The organism is Kitasatospora sp. NPDC048545 (assembly GCF_040651155.1).
Classification (GTDB): Bacteria; Actinomycetota; Actinomycetes; order Streptomycetales; family Streptomycetaceae; genus Kitasatospora.
Genome location: NZ_JBEZIQ010000028.1, coordinates 111640 through 131543, shown reverse-complemented (window position 1 = coordinate 131543; position 19904 = coordinate 111640). Strand labels below are relative to the sequence as shown.

Annotated in this window: 23 protein-coding genes, 1 tRNA gene and 4 pseudogenes; 10 read left to right on the top strand and 18 right to left on the bottom strand. The window is 69.9% G+C overall.

All coding sequences use genetic code 11. The annotated features are described in order from the left end of the window. Positions 1–473: IS3 family transposase (locus AB0D10_RS25670; protein ID WP_360260501.1), on the bottom strand; the 473-nt coding region annotated here is incomplete at its 3' end. A gap of 213 nt (positions 474–686) precedes the next feature. Further along, positions 687–788, bottom strand: a pseudogene (locus AB0D10_RS25665) (transposase); the annotation flags it as partial. A gap of 52 nt (positions 789–840) precedes the next feature. Here AB0D10_RS25665 and AB0D10_RS25660 point away from each other — a divergent pair. Continuing rightward, positions 841–1011 (top strand): annotated as a pseudogene (locus AB0D10_RS25660) (winged helix-turn-helix domain-containing protein); the annotation flags it as partial. On the opposite strand, the gene AB0D10_RS25655 reads toward AB0D10_RS25660, so the two are convergent. The 7 genes from AB0D10_RS25655 to AB0D10_RS25625 all read right to left on the bottom strand — a co-directional run bounded on the left by AB0D10_RS25655 (position 999) and on the right by AB0D10_RS25625 (position 6096). Further along, positions 999–1664 carry a hypothetical protein gene (locus AB0D10_RS25655; protein ID WP_360260468.1) on the bottom strand — a complete coding sequence of 222 codons (666 nt, stop codon included), beginning with the start codon at positions 1662–1664 and terminating at the stop codon, positions 999–1001. The pseudogene AB0D10_RS25660 and the gene AB0D10_RS25655 sit on opposite strands and share 13 nt — an antisense overlap. Then, on the bottom strand, positions 1661–2215 hold the full coding sequence (locus tag AB0D10_RS25650; protein WP_360260466.1) for a hypothetical protein: 555 nt from the start codon (positions 2213–2215) through the stop codon (positions 1661–1663). The genes AB0D10_RS25655 and AB0D10_RS25650 overlap by 4 nt, the downstream gene beginning before the upstream one ends. Positions 2216–2220: 5 nt before the next feature. After that, a complete protein-coding gene (locus AB0D10_RS25645; protein WP_360260464.1) occupies positions 2221–3039 on the bottom strand; it encodes a hypothetical protein in 819 nt (272 codons plus the stop codon). Between the two features lie 702 nt (positions 3040–3741). Next, on the bottom strand, positions 3742–4512 hold the full coding sequence (locus tag AB0D10_RS25640) for a hypothetical protein (RefSeq protein ID WP_360260461.1): 771 nt from the start codon (positions 4510–4512) through the stop codon (positions 3742–3744). 15 nt (positions 4513–4527) lie between these two features. After that, entirely contained in the window at positions 4528–4959 is a 432-nt protein-coding gene (locus AB0D10_RS25635; RefSeq protein ID WP_360260459.1) for a hypothetical protein, read from the bottom strand. A 255-nt stretch (positions 4960–5214) separates the two neighbouring features. Continuing rightward, positions 5215–5484 carry a hypothetical protein gene (locus AB0D10_RS25630; protein ID WP_360260456.1) on the bottom strand — a complete coding sequence of 90 codons (270 nt, stop codon included), beginning with the start codon at positions 5482–5484 and terminating at the stop codon, positions 5215–5217. A gap of 225 nt (positions 5485–5709) precedes the next feature. Beyond that, positions 5710–6096, bottom strand: coding sequence for a hypothetical protein (locus AB0D10_RS25625; protein WP_360260454.1), 387 nt, complete (start codon positions 6094–6096; stop codon positions 5710–5712). Between the two features lie 167 nt (positions 6097–6263). Here AB0D10_RS25625 and AB0D10_RS25620 point away from each other — a divergent pair. The 3 genes and pseudogenes from AB0D10_RS25620 to AB0D10_RS25610 form a co-directional block, all read left to right on the top strand. Then, positions 6264–6332 (top strand): annotated as a pseudogene (locus tag AB0D10_RS25620) (DUF2254 family protein); the annotation flags it as partial. A gap of 17 nt (positions 6333–6349) precedes the next feature. Beyond that, entirely contained in the window at positions 6350–6757 is a 408-nt protein-coding gene (locus AB0D10_RS25615; RefSeq protein ID WP_360260503.1) for a DUF2254 family protein, read from the top strand. A gap of 151 nt (positions 6758–6908) precedes the next feature. Beyond that, positions 6909–8108, top strand: coding sequence for an RICIN domain-containing protein (locus tag AB0D10_RS25610; protein WP_360260452.1), 1200 nt, complete (start codon positions 6909–6911; stop codon positions 8106–8108). Positions 8109–8135: 27 nt separating this feature from the next. On the opposite strand, the gene AB0D10_RS25605 is transcribed toward AB0D10_RS25610, so the two are convergent. Beyond that, on the bottom strand, positions 8136–8306 hold the full coding sequence (locus AB0D10_RS25605; protein WP_360260449.1) for a hypothetical protein: 171 nt from the start codon (positions 8304–8306) through the stop codon (positions 8136–8138). A gap of 266 nt (positions 8307–8572) precedes the next feature. Between AB0D10_RS25605 and AB0D10_RS25600 the strand changes: the two genes are divergently transcribed. Continuing rightward, the gene (locus AB0D10_RS25600; RefSeq protein ID WP_360260447.1) at positions 8573–9094 is read left to right on the top strand and encodes a TerD family protein; all 522 of its coding nucleotides are present in this window, start codon (positions 8573–8575) and stop codon (positions 9092–9094) included. Between the two features lie 263 nt (positions 9095–9357). Here the strand turns inward: AB0D10_RS25600 and AB0D10_RS25595 are convergent, their stop codons facing one another. Next, positions 9358–9993, bottom strand: a complete 636-nt coding sequence (locus AB0D10_RS25595; RefSeq protein ID WP_360260445.1) for a winged helix-turn-helix domain-containing protein — start codon at positions 9991–9993, stop codon at positions 9358–9360. 240 nt (positions 9994–10233) lie between these two features. Here AB0D10_RS25595 and AB0D10_RS25590 point away from each other — a divergent pair, with 240 nt between their 5' ends. Further along, complete coding sequence (locus AB0D10_RS25590; protein WP_360260442.1) at positions 10234–10491, top strand: integrase core domain-containing protein; 258 nt, start codon at positions 10234–10236, stop codon at positions 10489–10491. A gap of 121 nt (positions 10492–10612) precedes the next feature. Here the strand turns inward: AB0D10_RS25590 and AB0D10_RS25585 are convergent, their stop codons facing one another. Together AB0D10_RS25585 and AB0D10_RS25580 are read right to left on the bottom strand one after the other, a co-directional pair. Then, complete coding sequence (locus AB0D10_RS25585) at positions 10613–12226, bottom strand: peptide chain release factor 3 (RefSeq protein ID WP_360260440.1); 1614 nt, start codon at positions 12224–12226, stop codon at positions 10613–10615. A gap of 221 nt (positions 12227–12447) precedes the next feature. Continuing rightward, complete coding sequence (locus tag AB0D10_RS25580; protein ID WP_360260499.1) at positions 12448–13410, bottom strand: reverse transcriptase domain-containing protein; 963 nt, start codon at positions 13408–13410, stop codon at positions 12448–12450. 31 nt (positions 13411–13441) lie between these two features. On the opposite strand from AB0D10_RS25580, the gene AB0D10_RS25575 reads away from it, so the two are divergent. Then, a complete protein-coding gene (locus tag AB0D10_RS25575; RefSeq protein WP_360260438.1) occupies positions 13442–13960 on the top strand; it encodes a TspO/MBR family protein in 519 nt (172 codons plus the stop codon). A 280-nt stretch (positions 13961–14240) separates the two neighbouring features. On the opposite strand, the gene AB0D10_RS25570 is transcribed toward AB0D10_RS25575, so the two are convergent. The 3 genes from AB0D10_RS25570 to AB0D10_RS25560 form a co-directional block, all read right to left on the bottom strand. Beyond that, positions 14241–14313 (bottom strand) — tRNA-Trp (locus AB0D10_RS25570). Between the two features lie 47 nt (positions 14314–14360). Next, entirely contained in the window at positions 14361–14639 is a 279-nt protein-coding gene (locus tag AB0D10_RS25565) for a hypothetical protein (RefSeq protein WP_360260436.1), read from the bottom strand. Positions 14640–14695: 56 nt separating this feature from the next. Next, positions 14696–16207: a hypothetical protein gene (locus tag AB0D10_RS25560; RefSeq protein WP_360260434.1), complete on the bottom strand. Its 1512-nt coding sequence runs from the start codon at positions 16205–16207 to the stop codon at positions 14696–14698. Positions 16208–16492: 285 nt separating this feature from the next. On the opposite strand from AB0D10_RS25560, the pseudogene AB0D10_RS25555 reads away from it, so the two are divergent. Next, positions 16493–16600 (top strand): annotated as a pseudogene (locus tag AB0D10_RS25555) (IS5/IS1182 family transposase); the annotation flags it as partial. Here the strand turns inward: AB0D10_RS25555 and AB0D10_RS25550 are convergent. Both AB0D10_RS25550 and AB0D10_RS25545 read right to left on the bottom strand, forming a co-directional pair. Next, positions 16566–17039, bottom strand: coding sequence for a hypothetical protein (locus AB0D10_RS25550; RefSeq protein WP_360260432.1), 474 nt, complete (start codon positions 17037–17039; stop codon positions 16566–16568). The pseudogene AB0D10_RS25555 and the gene AB0D10_RS25550 sit on opposite strands and share 35 nt — an antisense overlap. Positions 17040–17203: 164 nt before the next feature. Then, entirely contained in the window at positions 17204–17872 is a 669-nt protein-coding gene (locus tag AB0D10_RS25545) for a helix-turn-helix domain-containing protein (RefSeq protein ID WP_360260430.1), read from the bottom strand. A gap of 148 nt (positions 17873–18020) precedes the next feature. Between AB0D10_RS25545 and AB0D10_RS25540 the strand changes: the two genes are divergently transcribed. Both AB0D10_RS25540 and AB0D10_RS25535 read left to right on the top strand, forming a co-directional pair. Then, positions 18021–18908 (top strand): ATP-binding cassette domain-containing protein, encoded by an 888-nt coding sequence (locus AB0D10_RS25540; protein WP_360260428.1) that lies wholly within the window; start codon positions 18021–18023, stop codon positions 18906–18908. A 58-nt stretch (positions 18909–18966) separates the two neighbouring features. Further along, positions 18967–19725, top strand: coding sequence for an ABC transporter permease (locus tag AB0D10_RS25535; RefSeq protein WP_360260426.1), 759 nt, complete (start codon positions 18967–18969; stop codon positions 19723–19725). Positions 19726–19904 lie beyond the last annotated feature (179 nt).

Sequence of the window (19904 nt, the reverse complement as noted above, 5' to 3'; positions counted from 1 at the left end):
AACAGGTCGATCACCGTGGCCAGGTAGAGCCTGCCGTCGCCGGTGTCGATCTCGGTCATGTCACCAACCCAGAGCACGTTCGGTGAGACCGCGTCGAAGCGGCGGTGCACCAGGTCACGGGCGGCCTTCCGCCAGCCCTGCCGGGTCAGCGACCGGCGCCGACGCGGGGGCTTGCGGCCCTGGAGCCCGAGTTCGGCCGTGATCCTGGCGACGGTGTTCTCAGAGACCTGCCAGCCCTCGGCCCACAGGTCGAGGGTGATCCTCGGCGAGCCGTACGTGCTACCGGACATGGCAAAGAAGTGGCTTGTCCGGTCCGCCAGTTCGGCCCGCCGCACCTCGCGCCTGGTCGGTTCGGCGGGGCGACGACGCCACTTGTAGAACCAGGACTCGGACACTCCCAGTGCCCGGCAGGTGATCGTGTGCGGGACGCCGTGCTCGGCCCTCTGGCCGGCGATGAAGCCCGTAACCGTCACTTCGTCGCCTCCTTCACCCACGGGACCACCGATCGCTTGAGGACATCGCGCTCCATCCCGAGCTCGGCAATCTCCTTGCACTGCCTGGCGTTCTCCTCGCGCAGCCCGGCGCAGTTCGTCGCGCTCGGATTCACCCAGGCCCCCGGCCGCCTCCGCGTCCGCCTTGGTCCGAGCGCGGTGGACCCAGTTCTGCAGCGTGCTCTCGTTCACGCCCAGGTCCCGCGCGACCTCCGCGGCCGACCTCCCGGTCTCCGTCACGATCCGCACCGCCCCCGCGCGGAACTCCGCATCGTACGAGCGCCTCTTCCGCGTCATGACCCTCAACTTCCCCTCTGGTCACGACTCCACGCTACGAGGGGAATGTCACCTCGTCTCCGGCCGGCAGATCCTGCACGAAATCTGGGGTCCCACCGCAGAGAAGCGGAGCCACTACCTGCGCGTCTACCTCGCCGGCCTGCGCCGCAAGCTCGAACCCGACCCCGCCCACCCCCGTCACCTGATCACCGAGGCCGGCATGGGCTACCGCTACGAGCCCTGACCCTCCCGCGGGAGCGCCAGGTCCGAAGGCAGTGCGCCGAACGCGTACGGCCCGTCCGGCAGATCAACGGTGTTGGTGCAGCCCAGGGCCTTCTCGGCGGCCCGGTGGGCGAACGCCACCGCCAGCTCCGCGGTCTTCTGCCGGCCCGGGGCTGGGTCGGAATTGCCTTGAGCGTTCTGGACCGCGGCCGTCGCCGCGTAGTACCAGGTCCGCTCCGTGCCATCGGCGCCCGACCTGGTCACACAGGTGAAGCGGACAACGGCCGCGCGGTCGCCGGCCTCACCCCCCGGGAACGACTGGGCGTCCGCCGGTACGTCCTTCCGTTCGAGGGTGGTTCGGCCCTGTTCGTCGCCCGCGCCGCTCACCCTGACGCTCAGGTCCCGCCGGTGCTCGCCGTCCACGAAGCAGGACAGGAGGTCCGGCAAGGTGGACCCGCCCGGAATGAACGTGGTGTCGACCCGGACCTGTCGGGTGGACCCCAGGGACGCGGCGAAGCGCGGGTCGCCAAGGGTTCCCCGGCACTCGCCGTGTGAGAGGTCCACGGCCGGCGGGTGCTGCACGCCCTGGTCGAGGTGGCGGTGCCAACCGTACAGGCCGGCGCCGAGGCCGACCACGACGGCAGCGGCCCCTGCCGCCCATCGGAGACGGTTCACTCGCACCCCATGTTCATCTCGTTCGGCAGGGCGGACTTGGCGAGGTCCTCGAAATCGGCCCGGTCCGCCTCCGGCCGGCCGACCCGGGCGGCCTCGCCCGGCACGACCCGCAGCAGCACGTGGTGGAACGCGTTGGGGCGGGGGCAGTACTCCACGACGGCGGCGCCCCGCGCCCAGGCGGCCGAGGCACTGCCGGCCCCGAAGCTCTCCGCACCGCTCTGCTGGGCCGGCTCGAGAGGCAGTACGGCGCGTCCTACGTGGCGGTCGGCGGTGACGGTCAGGGCGGTCCGGCCGTCCACCCGGATCGTGCAGGACTCCGACGCTCCGTCATCGCCCAAGCCATGAACACGTTCCTGGATGTCCTGCCGGCCCGGGGGCAGCAGTCGACCGAGCGGCGTGTCGGGCCCGGTGGGCAGCCCGCACAAGGTCGTCGCCCTGCTTCCGTCTCCGTCCGGTTCGTGCGCCCGCCAGTCCAGGTAGCCGACGACACCGGTCGCCGTGAACGCCACCACCAGTCCCCCGGCGAGCAGCGCCGCCTGGTACCTCCGCATGCCCGTCACCCCTTCCCGTTGGCGGTGCTGTTCGCCACGGCACCCACCGCACCGCCCTGGGCGGCCTGGTGCCCGGCATGGGTGGCGAGCTGATTGATCTGGTCCATGCTCAGGCCGCTCCCGACTGCCGCGTCCCGAACGGCCTGGGCCGTGCTGATGCCGCTCGCGTTGCGGCCCTCGTCCGCCTTCTGGCCCGCCTCGTCCTGCGCCGCCGCGAGGGTGTCCTGGTGCGTGCTGTCCACGATGCTCTGCAGCATCTGGCCGAAGACGAAGTCCCCGGCCGCGCCCGCGCCCGGGACCACCGCGGTGGCCTGGTAGACCACGGTGTCGAACGCACCCCGGGCCCACGACGCCCCGTCGACCACCGCGTCGTTGTAGGCCTTGTCCGAGGCGGCGTGGTCCTTGAACACGGCGTCCGCACGCGCTTCGTTGAGGATCCCGGCGATGGCGCCACCCGAACTCGCCGCGTTGTCCACCGGGATGGCGAGCTTCGTGGTGTCGGTCTCACCGCCGGCGAACGCCGTGTGGATGAGCGCGGTGGTGTACGCCTGCTGGGCGTTGATGACGCTGCCGTACGCCTCCGGATCGCGGCCGAGCTGGTTGAGGACGGCACGGACGTGGGAGGTGTCGAGGTTGGCGGGCGCCCCGTTCACCGGCAGGGTGCTGTCGAACTTCGAGAAGGAGTGCTGGACGTCCCCCATGTAGTCGGCGACCAGGTGACCAAGGCTGGGGCGCAGCGCGGCGAGCGGGGCGTCCTTGCCGGTGATCCGGGCCAGGCTGCCGCCGTCCTTGCTGTGGCCGAACTCGTCCATCACCTTGGCCATGACCTCGGCCTGGTCCGCGCGGTGTCGGAGCGGAGGGTTGGGCGTCTCGTCGTACGGGTGGCCGCTGGTGGCCGCCTCCAGCGCGTGGCCGAGCGCGGCCGGCCCGCTGGCCAGGGATTTCGCCTGGACGTCCTTGTCGTAGGAGAGGGTGTCCGGTTTGAACTCCTTGTCGTGCGCCAGGTAGTGGAGGTAGTCGGCGGGCTTTGGGCTTTCCGTTCGGGTTGACCGTGCCGTCGGTGTTGTAGGCGGTGGGCTGGTCGTGGAAGAACTTGGTGGCCGCCTCCGGGCTGTGGCCCAGTGCTTCCAGGATTCCCGTGAGCGGCTGGTAGCCCGCTGCCCCGTCCTGGCCGGCGATGTTGAAGATTCCCCGCTTGTCGCCCCCGAAGTCGGGCCAGAACGGCCTCGTCCGGTTGGTGTCCTTGGCGTCGAGCTGGACGACGTGCTCGGCGATCGGGTCGAGGAAGTGCGGGTCGTAGTTCCCGGTCCGCAGGATGCCGGCCAGCACCTGGTACCCGCGGGGGATGTACGGTCGGGTGCCCATCCCGACCAGCGGTTCCTCGGACAGCAGCTCGCAGCCCGCCTTGCGCAGGTCGGCTTCCCACTGGTCCGACAGGTGCGGCTGGTTGGAGGTTCGGGTGGCCGTGGCCAGGGTGGTGCCGAGGTTCTTCTGCAGGTCCCGGTACTGCTGCAGGCGGGCGTCGCTCACACCGTCCACGCCGGAGTCGGCGCCGACCATGTTGTCCCAGAAAACCAAGAGGCCCTTCGGCCCGACCGTCTCGTAGAACCTGGTGGTGAACACCGGGTCGCCGCCGTGGGCGGCCAGCAGGCTGTTGAGTTCCAGGAGTTCGGGGTCGGTGAGCTGCCCCTGGCGGCCAGCTGGGCGGCGCGCTTGGCGTCCGCCTCGGGGCCGCCTCCGACTGCCTGGGCGTTGAAGGAGCCGTCCTTATCGGTGGTGGCGTCGGCGCGCAGGGCTAAGCAGGCCCGCTGGTCGGCCTCGGTGGCCTCCCTGAGAACATTCCCGATCCGGTGCTGGAAGCCCTCGGCCTTGGCGCGGCACTTGTCCTGGTAGGTCCGCGACGCCTCCGGGTCGTGCGCGGTCGCCTTGTCCGGCGCCGGCCAGCTGACCGTGCCGCCGTCCTGGCTGACGGTGTATCCAGCGGCCGTGATCTCCGCGACGACCGCTGCAGCCTTGTCCTTGGCGGCCTGGATGTCCTTGGCCGCCCCGCCCAGTACGGAGGCGATCGCGGAGGCCTCGGTCGCAGCGGCGCCAAGCTGGTCGTTGCCGCGCTGGAGGGCGGGCTTGGCCAGTTCCGGGCTCTTGCCGGTCCAGCCCGAGCCGTTGATCTTGGCGACGACGACGCTGTTCCACTCGCCGTCCATCGCCCTGAGCTTCGTCGCGATCTGCTCCCAGGAGGTGGCGGCGGCGGTGAGCACGTCCACCTTGGCGTTGCTCAGATCGTGCAGGTCGACCATGGTGCACTCCCCCCGTCAGCCCTGGAATCCGGCGGCCGCGGCCGAGTTCGTGGACTGGTAGTTGTGGACGCTCGTCCGGAGGTTCTGGGCGAGAGCGCCGATGACCTTGGACAGCGCCAGGATCTGCTTGTCCCAGGTGGTCGACGCCTCCTTGCACGCCGCCCCCACGCCGAAGCCCGGGAGGCCTGCGGCGACCGCCGTCGTCTTCTGGTCGGCGCCCTGGCATTCGCCGCTCAGTCGGCAGTTGATCTGCTCGGCGTCCGTGGCGGCTGCGGTCAGTTCCCCGAGCTTGACCGAGAATCCACCGCCGGCGCCGGCCGGCGACTCGGCCGAGTTGAGCCGGGTCCGCGCCGCCTCCTGGCGCTGGGCCTGGGCCGTCAGATTGCCTTCGGCATCGTAGGCCCACGGGTTCATCATCCGGTCGAACGCGGTCCCGCGGTCGGACATCGTCCGCCACTCCCCTCAATGCGCACCGGACGCTCGGTCCGGTGCCCCCATGAGTAACCGGGCGAGCGTACCGACCGGTAACCTTCGCGTGCGCCCGACCGGTGAAATCACAACGGATCATTGACGGGCGGGAACGCCGGACGCCTGGCCGCGCGCCAAGAACCGGGGGTGGCTCCGAGCTGTGACCGGATCGTCCGTCTCCCCGGCCCACCGGCCGGGGAGACGAACCGCGATGTCGCGCTCTCGCGAGGGCGGTCAGCTGGGGTCGACGACCTGGGTGACGGTGAACCGGTTCAGGCTGTCGGGGTTCAACCGGTGGCCCTCGACCACCAGGTACTGATCCGCCCCCGCCCGTAGCACCTGGGTCTCCTTCGCCGTCGGCGCGAAGTCGGGGTGTTGGCCGCGGGCCGCCTCCAGTGCGAACGCTCGAGCCTCCCCCAGGGACATCGGCTCGGAGGTCCTGATCTCGGCGCCGAAGCGGTTCTTGGTCAGGCCGATCTCGACCACGACAACGTGGTTGCTCATGATTCCTTCTGCTTCCTTCCGTGTTGATCAATCCGTCAGTCCGTCAGCAGAAAGGTCCCCAGGCTGATCACCCCCGAGACCACCGCGATCGCGGCAAGGGCTCTGGATAGGTCCACGACCACTCTCCACAGCGCCCGCAGCGGCCACGCCTCGCCCGGCGCGCCGCCCGGCGGGGCGCGGCCGGCTCGACGGCCTGCGCGACGTGGGCCGCACCGGCGCTCCTGCTCACGCGAACTCGCGCAGGCGGGGCCGTACCCCCACCGCGGTCAGGGCGAGCGCCGCCGCCAGGGCCGCCGCACCCAGCCCGGCCGTGGCGGCGTCGAGGTCGTCGTCGGTGACGGCGACGGCTCCGTCGAAGGCGCGCTGGTTGATCGCTTGGTTGTCGTCGAGGGCGGCGCTGAGCGCGTCGAAGTCGGCGTTGGACTGGCCCGCGGTGGTGCCGGTGTCGAACGTGACGGCCTCCTTGAGCTTGCCCTGGGCGTTGAGCTCGCGGATCTTCCGGTCGTCGCGCTGGTACTGCTGGAACGCGTTCAACACCCGTTCCGCAGCCTCCTGTTCACCGGCGAAGGTGATGTTGCGCAGTTCGTCGCCGAGGTATCCGCCGAAGCCCACCTGGCCGTGGTCGGCCCGGTGCCGGTCGGCCAGCGCGGCGAGCTTGTCGTTGTACGAGGCGAGGGTGGCACCGTCGACCCGGGCGAAGGACTGGGTCTTGTCGAGGAAGCTCTGCTCGTACGCGGCCGCCCCGGGACGGGGACGTCTCCTTCGGCTTCGACCAGTTGGTGGAGATCGCCATCCGCGCCCTCTCCCCCGCCGTCAACGACACCTTCACCGCGCTGACCTGCATCGACTGGCTGAGTCACTGCCTGTGCCGGATCACCCGTGGCTGGCACCCCCAGCGCGTCCACGCGACCAGGCCGGCCGCATCCGCGTCATCGCCTACCAGGCCGATTACGACCGCCTGGTCCAACGCGCCTTCGAGAAGATCCGCCAGTGCTCGGTCGGCATGCCCGCCGTGATGATCCGCCAGTTGGACGCGCTGTGCCGGGTCATGGAGCAGACCACGATCCCGCACCGGCGCGAGGCCCTGATGGAGCAGGGCGCGATGATCTGGCGAGGCTGCGAAGCGACGGTGCCCGAGCCGGCCGATCGCGAGGACGTGCTGCGCCGCTACGAGGCACTGCTCGCACTCCACCGGGCAGCGGATTCGCCGGTGGAGGCCGCAGGGATGGGCGCGCCCGCACCCCTGGCTTCAACGGCTCCGATATCAACCTGACGACCACCCAGTTCTGCCGTCATTTGGATGCCGTAAACACTCCGTCAGGGGTGCGTCAGGGAAAGGGGCGAGCCACACCGACAGCCCTAGCATCCAAAGATCGTCTTCCGTGGACGAACGTCATCTGTCCAACGATCGGGGTAGCTTCACCATGCACGCTTTCTCACGCCATCGGGGCACGCTCGTCCACCGCGCCATAGCCGGCACCATGCTGTCCGCGCTGGCCGTCACGGGCCTGGTGGCCGCCCCACAGCGGGCAGCGGCAGCCGACTGCTCGGGACAGTCCACCGTCGGCGGCGGCAACTGCACCACTGCCCTGATCAACGCCGTGGGCGACGAGGTCAGGCTCTTCGTCAACGCGGCCCACATCGCGAAGTCCGACAACGCCCGGTTCACCCAGGACGCGGCCGGCAAGCTCAGCACCCTGGCGCCCGGCTACAACATCATGGTCTTCAAGTACGACGGCACCGACGCCTACGACACCAAGTGGTTCGTCAACCCCTACACGGCGAACATGAACTCGGTGGTGGTCGACACCACCGTCAAGCTGGAGCACCATGACTCGGAGGGCGGCCCACTCGGCTACGACGACTTCCGGATCTGGATCTTCGCGGGCGACTCGACCTTCACCAACATGGGCGACGGCGGCTACGTGAACTGGGCCTTCGTCGGCAACGACAGCGACCGGAGCGTGGTCCGGCACAGGTCGTGCGGGTGGGCCGCCTGCGACCACACAGACCGGATCATCCACTTCCCGGGCCGGACCGTCCCGGGCACCAGTTCGGGCGGTCCGGCCGACCCCGGCGTTCCGGCCACGCCCGGCATACCGGTCATCGTCCCGGGCGTCCCGAAGGACCCCGGCACCCCGCTCGACCCCGGCGTCCCGGCCACTCCGGGTCTTCCGCTCAACCCAGGCGTCCCCGCGACCCCGGGCGTTCCGGCCCACCCCGGCGCGCCCTCCGGCGGCGTCAGCGGCACGCTCCACCCTCGGGTGAAGAACGGGCAGGGCGTCGCCTCCACCGGTTCGAACGCGGGTGCGGCGGTGATCGCCGGTGGCGGCAACGGCAGCGACTCCGCTTGGCTGTTCACTCCGATCGGCGGCGGCCGTTACAAGATCACTAGCGCCGCAACCGGTATGGCCCTCACCGAGAACACCCACAGCTACCTCGCCGAGACCCGGCCCTGGAGCGGCGCCGCCGAGCAGAAGTGGGAGATCGCCGGCCAGAGCGGCGGCCGGTTCCAGATCCGGATCAGCGCCGACGACTGCCTGACGTACGACGAGACCTCCAAGGCCCTTGGCGTCTGGACCTGCAACAACGCCTGGCCCCAGCAGTGGAGCCTCCAGTCCTGAACGAGAGCTGGGAGCACGAACTCCCGGTCAACTGAACAGCACCTGCCGAACCGGCCAGGCGGGCCGGTTCGGCAGGTGCTGCTCTACCCCGTGGACGTCGTCGGGCTGCGCCGGGCCGGCCCCGCCCGGATCCTCACCCTGGCGGGCGGCTCCGAGCTCAGCGCCGAGGCGGCGAGGCGGCGAGGCGGCGAGGTTCATCCTCACCAGGTTGGCTTCGTGGGCGGGCGAGGACCCCCCGGCCATCGCGCTCATGCACCGCTACCGGGCAGGCGTCTGACGCTCCGCCACGGCCGCGTGGCCCGCCAGAATCCACAAGGCGCAGCCGGGCGGCCTGCCAGGCCCAAGACTGCGGATCCTCTCAACTGACGCCATGTCAATTACGCGTAAGTATCGGATCATCGCCCAGTGTTGGCCAGCCTGCGGTGGCACCATGGAGGCCGGTGCGCCGACGAACGGAGAGTCCGGTGAGCAGTCTCAACAAGGGTCTGGAACGGGTCGAAGTGGGCCTGATGTGGGATCCGAGTCCCGCAGGCTCGGTGCCCCACGACCTGGACCTCGTCGCAGCGACGTACACCGAGGACGCCCCATCCGGCGCTCCCGCCTACCTGGTGCATTTCGACAGCCGCTCTCCCGATGGCACGATCACGCTCAGCAGGGACAGCCGTGACGGCAAGGGCCTCGGTGTCGACGAGCTCCTGATCCTGGAACTCGACCGCTTGGCGCACCGCTACGTCCGAGTGGTCGTGGGCGTCGCCATCCAGCAGCACAACGGCCGGCTGACCTTCGCAGGCATAGCCCACCCCGCTGTACGGATCCGCAACAGGCACGATGAACTCGCGGCGGTGGACTTCACCGAGGTCGGCGAGGCAACGGCTGCGAGGGTCGCGGAATTCGTCCGGGACGATTCAGGAGCCTGGGGATTCCATGCCGGCGTCTTCGGCTTCGATGCCGATCCGGCGACCTTCGTGACGGTCATGGGCAGTTAGGGAGCTGCCGCGCCCCGACGGAGTATCCGGCGGCCGGCACGTCGGCGACACAGCAGCCGGCCGTGATCGTGCCGAGCGTGGCGCCTTCAAGAGCGAACCCGCGCTCCAGCAGAGCCTGGCGGCTCATGGGATTCGAGTTCGTCATACGGGACAGTCTGGCCGACACAACATCGCCACGCAGGCCCGCTCCCGACCGAGCGTGTACGGGAGGTCGCGATGCCACCACCCCGTGACAGTGGTTCAGCTTCGCGCGGCCCGGCGGTTCAAGGCGATGCGGCGCGCGTCCGACCGGCAGTCGCACTGCGGTATCGTCCGCCCCGATGCACCAGGTCTGCGGCCCCGCAGCCCGCACGGAGGAAGAACCACCATGGCCGATCGCGGCGCAGCACCGCAGCCGCCGGATGCCCATCGTCCGAGCATGCGGGACACGGCGCGCCTCGCGCTGGTGATCGGCGCCCTCGGGGATCGTCACGCTCGATCGCCCGGCGGGCCGGCTGCTGCCAGGACCAACCGTGCCGCTTCAGCAACTGCCAGGTCCCCTCCACCGTGTAGCTCACGTGGAACAGGCGGCCGATCAACGTCTTCACCCGCGCGAGTGTCCACCGCTGGTCCGCCCACCCGTGGACCAGCGGCCCACGCTCCAACTCCCGTTCCAGCCGGGTGATCTGGGCATCGGACAGCTTCGGACGACCGGGCGAGCCCTTCGAGGCGATTCCCGTTGCGCCGCCCTCGCGCCACTGCCGGCGCCAGCGCTCCACCGAGCGCACACTCACCCGCAGCGCGGCCGCGATGTCCCGGCTCTTCTCCCCGGTCTCGAAACGTTCCACCGCCTGCTGCCGGATCCGCTCCCGCGCGGCCCTCTCCGCGTCGGTCAGACCGCCGCCCTGTGCATACCTCACAGCACACGACTACCGGGGCCAACCCTCCGCCGGCAGGCGAACGCTATTGCTTCACCCATCCGAGCGACATCACGGATTCAACTTCAGTACTACGCAACAAGGCCGGGCCCGTCGCACTGTGTGCGTCGGGCCCGGCCTTCGTGTTGGTTTGGTCAGCAGTCGATGGCGGTGTCGACCTCGATTCGTCAGCGGTGAGCGGGTCGTGATCACCCTGGCGTTTTGCCCGTAATGGCCCCGTTAATGGAACGCCGGGCACTCACCTGCCGACGCGAACCCCTCGACCGGACGCTGATCTGGAACCAGCGCCATCTCCTGCACGTACTGCGGGAGTTCGAGGACCACTACAACACCCACCGCCCACATCACGCACTCCACCAGGACACGTCGCTGACACCACGGCCCGTCCCGATCGCCGATACCGGGCGGATCGCCCGGCTGGACGTCCGCGGACGCGACCGTCTCGGCGGCACCCTCCACGAGTACCGACATGCCGCATGACCTGCACGGACAGACTTGTCGGTACCCGCAGGGGCGGCGCGCGCCGGAAGACCCCCGGCAGGGGCCGTACCATGCGCCGTCCGCCGTGCCAAGCGGCGCCGCCGTACCGAGAGGTCGGCGATCAGTCCGCCGTGGCGATCAGCGGCTGGAGCAGGATGTCGGGTTGGGCGCGCTGGAAGGCGTTCAGGTGCCACTTGTCGGCGAACAAGGCCAGCAGCACGCCATCCGAGCGGCGGGTGAGCACCTCGCCGTTGGTCAGACGGGCTTTGGCCAGGGCTGCGGCGCCGTCGGCGTCGGTGATCCGGGCCAAGCGGTAGGAGAGCTGGTCGAGGGCGATCGGGGAAGAGAACTCGTGCTCCATCCGGTGCAGGATCACGTCGAACTGCATCGGGCCGACCGCAGCCATGACCGGCGCCTGGTCGCCACGCCGGTCGGAGACCAGCACCTGGATCACGCCTTCCTCATCGAGTTGGGCGACGCCCTTGCGGAACTGCTTGGAACGGCTGATGTCCTTGGGCCGTGCCACCGCGAAGTACTCGGGGGCGAATGCGGGCAGCGGGGGAAACTCGGTCTTCTTGCCGGTGAAGAGGGTGTCGCCGACCCGCAGCGCGCTCGCGTTGATCAGGCCGACCACGTCGCCGGGGTACGCGGTGTCGACCACGGTGCGCTCGGCCCCGAAGACGGTGTGTGCGTACTTGGTTGCGAAGGAGCGGCCGCTGGCCGCGCGGGTGACGTGCATGCCGCGCTCGAAGACACCGGAGCAGACTCGGACGAAGGCGATCCGGTCGCGATGGGCCGGGTCCATGTTCGCCTGGATCTTGAACACCAGACCGGAGAACTCCTCGCCGACCTCGCGGCTGCCGCCCTTGGCCAGCGGGCGGGGCCCGGGAGCCGGCGCGAGGTCGACCACGGCGTCCAGCAGGGGCTTCACACCGATGTTGGTCAGCGCGGCGCCGAAGAAGACCGGGCTGATCTTGCCGGCCTCGAAGGCCTCCTGGTCGTAGCCAGGGCCGGAGGAGAGCACCAGCTCCAGTTCCTCCAGCGCGGTCGTCCAGGCTTCGCCCTCCTTCTCGGCGGCCTTCTCGGAGGTGAGCTGCTCCTCGAGGGCGGCGTGCGTGCCGGCCGGCACCTTGGTGTAGCGCAGCATCTGCTCGGTGTTCCCCGCTTCGACCAGGCCGCGCAGGTTGCCGGCGCTGCCCACCGGCCAGACGACCGGGACGGGGGTGATCCCGAGGTGCGTCTCGATGTCCTCGAGCAGGGTGAGTGCATCCCGGCCGCGCCGGTCCCACTTGTTGATGAAGGTGATCACGGGGACGCCGCGATGGCGGCAGACCGCGAAAAGCTTGCGGGTCTGCTCCTCCAGGCCCTTGGCCGCGTCGACCAGCATGATCGCGCAGTCGACGGCGGCCAGCACCCGGTAGGTATCCTCGGAGAAGTCGGCGTGGCCGGGGGTGTCGACCAGGTTCATCACGTGGTCGCGATAGCCGAACTGCAATGCGGCCGAGGTCACCGAGATACCGCGCTCGCGTTCCAACTCCATCCAGTCGCTGGTCACGCCGCGTCGGTCACCCTTGGCGTGCACCGCACCGGCAGAAGTGATCGCCCGCGCGTGCAGCGCCAGCGCCTCGGTGAGCGTGGACTTTCCCGCGTCCGGATGGCTGATCACGGCGAAGGTCCGTCGGCGGCCGGCCTCATGAAGGACCTGCGGGACGGGGACGGACTGTTCGGTGCTCACGGGTTTCCTCGGGTACGCATCGGCAGCAGGCCGGGTGACGCCTCTCCGTACCTGGTGAGCCGGGGATCAGGTCCGCAGGCCCAAGAAGCGATAATAGGCTGCTGGCGTGGTGAGTCGGCCCGGGGCGCGGTGCCGGGATTGCTCCCGGTCCGTTTCCCCGGACCGCTCTCCGAACCCGCCGTGCCGATCTCTCGCCAACGGGCTCTCCACGGTTCCTGCCGTCAGGCGGGGTTCGCAGGAGGCCACGGGGACGGGATCTTGTTGCCCCGGTAGGTGTAGCGGGAGACCGTCACACCCTCGATCCGGAAGTACTCGACCCCGTCGGCCGCGATCCTCCACCGCCCGGAGGCGGCGAGGTGTCGGCGGACCTGTCCCCAGTTCCAGCCGTGACGTGCCCTCAGCATGTGGACCAGCCTCCACCAGGTGAAGTCGTCCAGTTTGCTGAAGGTGTGCTTGGCCACGGCGTACTTGAAGTAGTTGGCCCATCCGCGCATGATCTGACCGAGCCTGACCAGAACCGACGCGAAGTCCTGCTGCGATGTCTTGTGCGTCAGGGCACGAATCTTCGCCTTCAGCGACCGGAGGGGCCTGACCGCGATGAAGGTGTAGACGTACCACTTGTCCGTCCCCCTCTTGCGCTTCCACCGGATGCGGAAGCCGAGGAAGTCGAACCCGTCGCCCAGGTGGACCACTTGGGTCTTGGCCGGTGACAGCCGCAACCCGAGCGGAGCCAGCGCGACGGCGACATCTTCGCGTAGCGCCTCGACGTGCTCGCGCGAGCCGTGCACCAAGATGACGAAGTCGTCCGCGTAGCGCACCAGCCGCCACGTCGGTCGCCCCTTGGCGCGCCGGTAGTCGCGTTTGCCGTGGGTCGACATTGCCCCGCCAGGCTTCCACGGCCCCATCACGTGCTCGTCGAGCACGCTCAGAGCGATATTGGCCAGCAACGGCGACAAGATGCCACCCTGCGGTGTGCCGGTCAACGTGTCCTGATTCTCACCGAGTTCCGTGAGGATCCCGGCCTTGAGGAACGCCTTGACCAACGCCAGGACACGCTTGTCCTTCATCCGCCGACGCACCCGGTCCATCAGGGCCGCGTGGTCGATCGAGTCGAAGCACGCCTCGATGTCCGCATCCAGCACCCAGCGGTAGCCGCGGGAGCCGAAGTGGTGGATCTCGGCGATCGCGTCCTGGCACGCGGGGCATATATCCGTTATGGGAGTTCTGGCACCTTCCAGGCGCCGTGCGGCGAAGCGCCGCTGGCCCGCTTACGCGCTGGCTGCGGCTGCGGCTGCGGTGACGGCTACGGCGGTGACCGGCGCGCGAGCCTTGGATCCCAACAGCACCTGGTACGAAACCTTGTCCAAACCTCCATGGCAGCCACCCTCGTGGGCGTTCGGTGCAGTATGGACCCCCTTGTACGGGAGCATCGCCTTCGCCGCCGGGCACGCCGCGAACCGGACAGGTGGCGGCGAGCGCCGTCGGCTGGTCGGGGCACTGGCTGCAAACCTGACCCTGAACGCGTCCTGGAACTGGCTGTTCTTTGCCGCCAGGAGCCCCCGGGGCGGTCTCGTCGGCACTGCCCTCCTTACCCTGAGCACTCTGGACGTCCTGCGGGTGACCGCCCGCGTCGACCGGACCGCCGCGACGGCCCTGACCCCCTATGCGGCCTGGTGCGCCTTCGCCACCACCCTCAACGCCGACATCGTCCGCCGGAACGGCGGCTGCCGATAAGCCGTCCGGCCTGACGGCCGGCAGCTTCCGCGCCTTCCGGAGCCTCCGATGCCGCTCCTCACCACGGCACGGCCGCGGCTGTCGACTCCGGGGCCAAACAGCGATGGCTCACATCGAAGGGCTTCGGGGTCGAACCAGTGGTCCGCGGCATGCGGGTCCGACAGTGCATCCGGAAGGACGGCCGTGGAGCGCGGGTCGTCAGCGGGGAGCGGGGCGAGGGCGGCGCAGGCGCGGATCGCCGGATCCGGGTCGGTGAGCCGGTCACTGGGGTTGGTTCTTGCTGATCCGGCAGGACTCGAACCTGCGGCACGCCGCTTTGGAGACGGCTGCTCTTCCAACTGAGCTACGGACCAGTGCGTTGCCGAGGAATCGGACCTCGCTATCCCTAAGGGAGCAGGGGTTACAGCCCCGCTTGCGTCCCAGCGCTCAACGCTTGGTGATGCACCGATCGTAAGAGGCTTCCGGCGGGCAGTGCGAGCGAATATCCGGTGTGTGCCTGGCGCGAGACGGAGGAACCGTTGTCCATCGTGGCCAGGTCCACGCCCGCACGCCAGCCCGGGACATAGCCGTGCCTCGGGGCGAAGCCGTCGAGCACGATGTCGAGCAGCGCCAGCGCCCGGCAGCGGGCACGCAGGACGCCGGGGTCGGGAAGCACAGTCACGAGCTCGTGAACGTTCATGACGGTCTTTGAACAGGCCGCCGCCGACAGCCGGACGATCGAGCGCAGTCTGCGCCTCAGGGCAGGAGCCCGGTCATGACATCGGCGGGGAGGGAAGGGTTGGCGGCGGCCGCCGTCACGACCTGCCAGTCCTCGTCGGCCAGCAGGCCGACGAGGACTGCGGAAGGGATCTCTGGACGCGCGGCGGCGACGCGGCGAGCCTGCGGGTCCGCCAGACATGCGAGAAGCGCCGCGAGCGAGGCGTTCGGGTGGCGGGCGATCTCCCGGAAGGCCTTGCGCGCGGAGACGGGCTGATGGGTCAGTCCCTCCAGGACGAGCGCGGTCGCGTCAGGGTTCGTGGCGGCCTTGGCGGCCACGCGAAGACCGTGACGGTCGATCATGGCGAGCAGTTGGTCCTCGGTGAGACCCTGGTGCGGGGCGATTGCTTTGAGGACCTTCGCGTCGCAGTCGCGGACGAGCATGTCGCGGATCGCGTCCGGCAGGTCCCGGCGCAGGGCGATCAACATGCGCAGGGTCGGATCGGCGGCCGTGGCGAGGTCAACAACCTCCGCAGGCGTGGCCGCGGCGATGCGTGGGAGCAGCGGAGAGCCGAGTTTGGTGGAGCGGGTGAGCTGTGCCAACACGTCCAGCGGCAGGCCCGGGTGGTGTGCGAGGGACCGCTGGACGTCGTGGCCGTGGTCCTGGGCCAGCCTGCGGACCATGGCCTCGTCTATCGACGGGTTCTTCGCCAGTGCCGCGCGGACCCACGGCACAGGGTCCCCGGCCAGTTGCGCGTAGGCGTGCCGCGGCAGACCCTCGCGTGCGGCGACGAGTTCACGCAGCAGCGCCGACGGGTGGTCGGCGAACCGGGCCACGGCCGGCGCCGGGGTGGCCGCGTTGTGCAGCGCCTGCCACTGAATGTCGTGCACGGCGGACTGATGGGATCCATCACACGCGTCCCCGGGCAACAGCACGCAATCGCCATGAGGGCAGTCCGACGCATGGACGAAGGGCACCTCCTCCTGGTCGCAGACTCGGCAGAACCGCACCGCAGGCAGGCCTTCGCCGGTGAGCAGTGCCGCCAGCAGCTCCGCTGGCGCCGCCTCGTTGCCGGCGACCGCGCGGCGGACCTCTGCATGCGGATGGCACGCGAGTTCGGCGGCCAGGTACGTCGGGGCCCATCGGGCGAGTTCGGCGACGACCCGGGTGTCGGGGTCGTCGGCGAGGCTTCGGGCCACGTCCGGCTGGAGCCCGGGACACGCGGCCAGCTTCTCCCGGTGTTCCACGCACGGATCTGCGGCAAAGTGCCGGGCCCACTGTGGCAGGCCGGTCCCCTGGTCGAGCAGGGCGAGTGCGGCGAGCGGCTGGGAGGCCGGATCGACATCCTCCGGCTGCAGCCGGCCGCCGTAGGCGAGCTGGACGGCAACCGTGTCGGATCGAGCTGCCAGCGCGCGGACCCGATCGCGGTCCAGGTCCGGACGCAGCGCCAGCTCACCTGCGAGCTCCTCGTCCGCAGCGTCGATCAGCCGGTCGACCAGGACGGGCGGGAGGGCGGGGTTCACGGCGAGGCCGAGCAGCGCGGGATTCACAGTGCGTCATCCTGCTGTGCTCGCCGCGGAGTGTCCCCTGAATTCTTTGCTCGCCCAGCCTTCCGCTGGCCAGTACCGGGAAGCAGTTCGTCCGGACGCTTGAAGCCCTCGGGGACGTCTACGAACTCGCGGGTCCCCTCGCGAGAATCAGGTGGTCCACCCGCGGTTCCACCCTGACGAACCTTCGGCTTCTTCGAACCCTTGGGGCTCGCCCGGCTGGGGCTCAACCCGATCCGAGGGCCTGGCGACTGACACGCTCGGACGTTCGCATGGCTGATGCACTCACGCCGCCTGGCCCGCGACTACGAGACCCGCACCGACACCTCCGAGGCGATGATCCGGTGGTCGATGACCATGGTCATGAGCCGCCGACTCGCCCGGCGAGCACGCTGAACATCCCCGGACGTTCCTCGGCCAGCCAGCCCCGCACGGCCAGGCGCTTCACCTTCGACCGCACTCCCTCGACCTTCGCCGCGACCACCTCCAGACCCAGGGCCGCCGCGAGCCGGCGACAGTCCATCACCTCCCCGCCCCGATCGGCCAGGGCTTCCACGAGCCGCTGGTAGTCCGGCGCCAGCGAGTCGAGAGCGAGTCCTTCCCGCCAGACGGGAACCATCGATCCGGGCACCGCCCCGGGGACCCGCGCCGGCCGTTCACCGGCCACCCCGCCCGGCGGCGACTCCTCGCCGGCAGGCGGCTCCGCCAGGATTTCGGCCACGGCCTGACGGGCGATCACGAACCGCTCCCACGCGGCTTCCGCCTCCCGCAGCTCGGCCTGCAGGACCTCAACCCGCTGCCGAGCAGCACGCTCACGCTCCTCCAGCAGCCACATCACCGACGGCATCCGGCACCTCCACCGAGCAGACGGCACGACACCCCGTCTCTGCCACCGAGGCGCCAGCACTATGCCTGACCAGCGGAAACGCACCCATCACGATCGGAAAGACAACGGCTTCTGAGAAGCCGTTGAGCGCCTGAAAACGCAGGGGACTCGTGTCACCTCAGCAGGTCGCGCCACCGGGCCGCCGACTCCAACGCGTCCAGGCTGATCCGCTCCAGGAACGCCCCACTCTTCGCCAACCGCGCTCCGGCAGGCGTGTCGAGGCCGATCTGCTCCGCGTACTGGACCGCGACCTGTGCCGCATGAAGCGTCTGCTCCGCGCCGGTCACCGTCGACTGGAACCAGGCGTCGTTGTCGACCACGTACACGTCCCGGCGTCCCTGAGCCTCGCGCCGGATCAGCTCCTGGCGGATCAGATACCCGACCGCCGCCGAGACCGATGCCGGGCTGACTCCCAGCTCCCGGGTCAGCTCGGTGGCTGTGAGCCTGCCGTCCGTACTCAGCCACAGTGCGATCAGGACCCTGGCCATCATCTTCGGCAGCCCAGTGCCCACCGCCAGCTCCACCGCCTGGTCCTGGGCGTCCGTGCGCCCGGCGCCGGGCGTGTGCCCGGCGCTCGGCGTGCGGCGGCGTGCCCGTCGCTCCGTCGCCTGGTGCGCGAGTTCGGCGCGGTAGCCGGCCGGACCGCCGTTGCGGCCGATCTCCCGAGTGACCGTCGACGTGGTCCGGCCGAGGCGCCGCGCGATCTCGGCGTAGGAGAGCCCCTCGACGAGTCCGGCGGCGATGCGGTGGCGGTCCTGCTGGGTCAGTCTTCCTCCTGGCATGGCCGCAGTCTTGCATTCGGCGACACCTGTTGCAATGCCAATGGTGCATTCGGCGGCATCGTCATTGCATCAAAATATGGCTATTGAACTGCGGCTATGCGGATCTCTCCGTAGACATTTTCTCCGAACGCAACGTAGCTTTCAGCCCGTGCTGAACACAGATGCCATCATCTCCGCCACTGGACTGGGCAAGTCCTACGGCGCCCATCTCGTCTTGGACGGCGTCGACCTCACTGTCGCGCAGGGCACGATCTTCGCCCTGCTCGGCCCCAACGGCGCCGGCAAGACCACGATCGTCCAGATCCTGTCCACCCTGATCAAGGCCGATGCCGGCGAGATCCGCGTGGCCGGCCACGACCTGGCCCGGGCCCCCGACGCGGTGCGCGCCGCGATCGGCGTCACCGGCCAGTTCTCCGCAGTGGACGACCTGCTCACCGGCCAGGAGAACCTGCGCCTGATGGCCGACCTGCTGCACGTCGGCTGCTCGCGGCGCCGCCGGACCGTGCAGGCGCTGCTCGAACGCTTCGACCTCGCGGCCGTCGCCCGCAAACCCGTCGCCACCTACTCCGGAGGTTTGCGCCGCCGCCTGGACCTCGCCATGACGATGGTCGGCGCGCCCCGGCTGATCTTCCTCGACGAACCGACCACCGGCTTGGACCCGCGCAGCCGCCGCGAATTGTGGCGCACCGTGCGGGACTTGGTCGAGAACGACGGTGTCACCGTCTTCCTGACCACCCAGTACCTGGAGGAGGCCGACCAGCTCGCCGACCGCGTGGCCCTGCTCAGTGAGGGAAGGCTCGTCGCCGAGGGGACGCCGGACGAACTCAAGCGCCTGATTCCCGGCGGCCACATCGCCGTGCGCTTCGCCGACGACGCCGAACTCACCGTCCAGATCCCGGACGGCGGCGTGGCCGAGGCGCTGAGGGCCGTTGTGGGCCAGCTGGACGCGATCGACGCAGAGGTGGCGGGGCTGACGGTGCACACCCCGGACCTCGACGACGTCTTCCTCGCCCTGACCAAGTCCTCCTCGCTCTGACCGACGACACCAACTCCACCAACGGCACCAACGACATCGCTGTGAAGGAACCTGCCTGATGAAAGCCGTCGCCGACTCCGCGACCATGCTGCGCCGCCAGCTCAAACACGTCCGCCGCTACCCGACGCCGCTGCTGACCTACACGGCCGTCCCGGTGATCATCCTGCTGCTGTTCGTCTACGTCCTCGGCGGCACCATGGGCGCCGGCATCGGCGGCGGCCGCGCCGCCTACGCCGGCTACCTCACGCCCGGCATCATGGCCACGACCATCGCCGGCGCCGCCCAGGGCACCGCCATCGCCGTCGCGATGGACATGACCGGCGGGATCGTCGCCCGGTTCAAGACCATGGCCATCGCGCGCGTCTCCGTCCTCACCGGACACGTGCTCGGCGCCCTGGTGCAGAACTTCCTCGCGCTCACCGCGGTCACCGCCGCCGCCCTCGCGATCGGCTTCCGGCCCGCCGCCACCGCCCCGGACTGGCTCGGTGTCATCGGCATCCTGGCCATGTTCACCTTCGCCATCACCTGGCTGTCCGTCGCGCTCGCCTTGATCGCCCGCAACGTCGCCACCGCCAGCAACCTGCCGATGCCCTTGCTGATCCTGCCGTTCCTCGGCAGCGGCGTGGTGCCCACCGCGTCGATGCCGGCGCCGCTGCGCTGGTTCGCCGAACACCAGCCGTTCACCCCGGTCATCGAGACCCTGCGCAAGCTGCTCGCCGCCCAGCCGGCCGGCACCGACCTCGCGAAGGCCGTCGCGTGGAGCGCGGTGATCGCGCTCGCCGGCTACCTGTTGGCGCGCAAGCTCTACAACCGCTGAGACTGCGCGTCGGTGAGGCGGGGGTGAGGCGGCGTCCGACGCGGTCCGCCTCGGGCCCGCAGAGGGGATCAGGACGCTTCTCCGTCCAGTCGGCTGAGAAGTCCATCGAAGATCTGCTCGCGGGCGACCTGGCCCTTGGCTGCCGCATCGTCCCGCTGGCGCTCGAGGGTGGGGCGGAA

Excerpts from the sequence above, each read along its gene's own strand:
- AB0D10_RS25650 (WP_360260466.1), bottom strand. The coding sequence starts at position 2,215 with ATGCGGAGGTACCAGGCGGCGCTGCTCGCCGGGGGACTGGTGGTGGCG.
- AB0D10_RS25645 (WP_360260464.1), bottom strand. The coding sequence starts at position 3,039 with ATGGCCAAGGTGATGGACGAGTTCGGCCACAGCAAGGACGGCGGCAGC.
- AB0D10_RS25640 (WP_360260461.1), bottom strand. The coding sequence starts at position 4,512 with ATGGTCGACCTGCACGATCTGAGCAACGCCAAGGTGGACGTGCTCACC.
- AB0D10_RS25635 (WP_360260459.1), bottom strand. The coding sequence starts at position 4,959 with ATGTCCGACCGCGGGACCGCGTTCGACCGGATGATGAACCCGTGGGCC.
- AB0D10_RS25630 (WP_360260456.1), bottom strand. The coding sequence starts at position 5,484 with ATGAGCAACCACGTTGTCGTGGTCGAGATCGGCCTGACCAAGAACCGC.
- AB0D10_RS25610 (WP_360260452.1), top strand. The coding sequence starts at position 6,909 with ATGCACGCTTTCTCACGCCATCGGGGCACGCTCGTCCACCGCGCCATA.
- AB0D10_RS25605 (WP_360260449.1), bottom strand. The coding sequence starts at position 8,306 with ATGAACCTCGCCGCCTCGCCGCCTCGCCGCCTCGGCGCTGAGCTCGGA.
- AB0D10_RS25590 (WP_360260442.1), top strand. The coding sequence starts at position 10,234 with ATGGAACGCCGGGCACTCACCTGCCGACGCGAACCCCTCGACCGGACG.
- AB0D10_RS25575 (WP_360260438.1), top strand. The coding sequence starts at position 13,442 with ATGGGAGTTCTGGCACCTTCCAGGCGCCGTGCGGCGAAGCGCCGCTGG.
- AB0D10_RS25565 (WP_360260436.1), bottom strand. The coding sequence starts at position 14,639 with ATGAACGTTCACGAGCTCGTGACTGTGCTTCCCGACCCCGGCGTCCTG.
- AB0D10_RS25550 (WP_360260432.1), bottom strand. The coding sequence starts at position 17,039 with ATGTGGCTGCTGGAGGAGCGTGAGCGTGCTGCTCGGCAGCGGGTTGAG.
- AB0D10_RS25545 (WP_360260430.1), bottom strand. The coding sequence starts at position 17,872 with ATGCCAGGAGGAAGACTGACCCAGCAGGACCGCCACCGCATCGCCGCC.
- AB0D10_RS25535 (WP_360260426.1), top strand. The coding sequence starts at position 18,967 with ATGAAAGCCGTCGCCGACTCCGCGACCATGCTGCGCCGCCAGCTCAAA.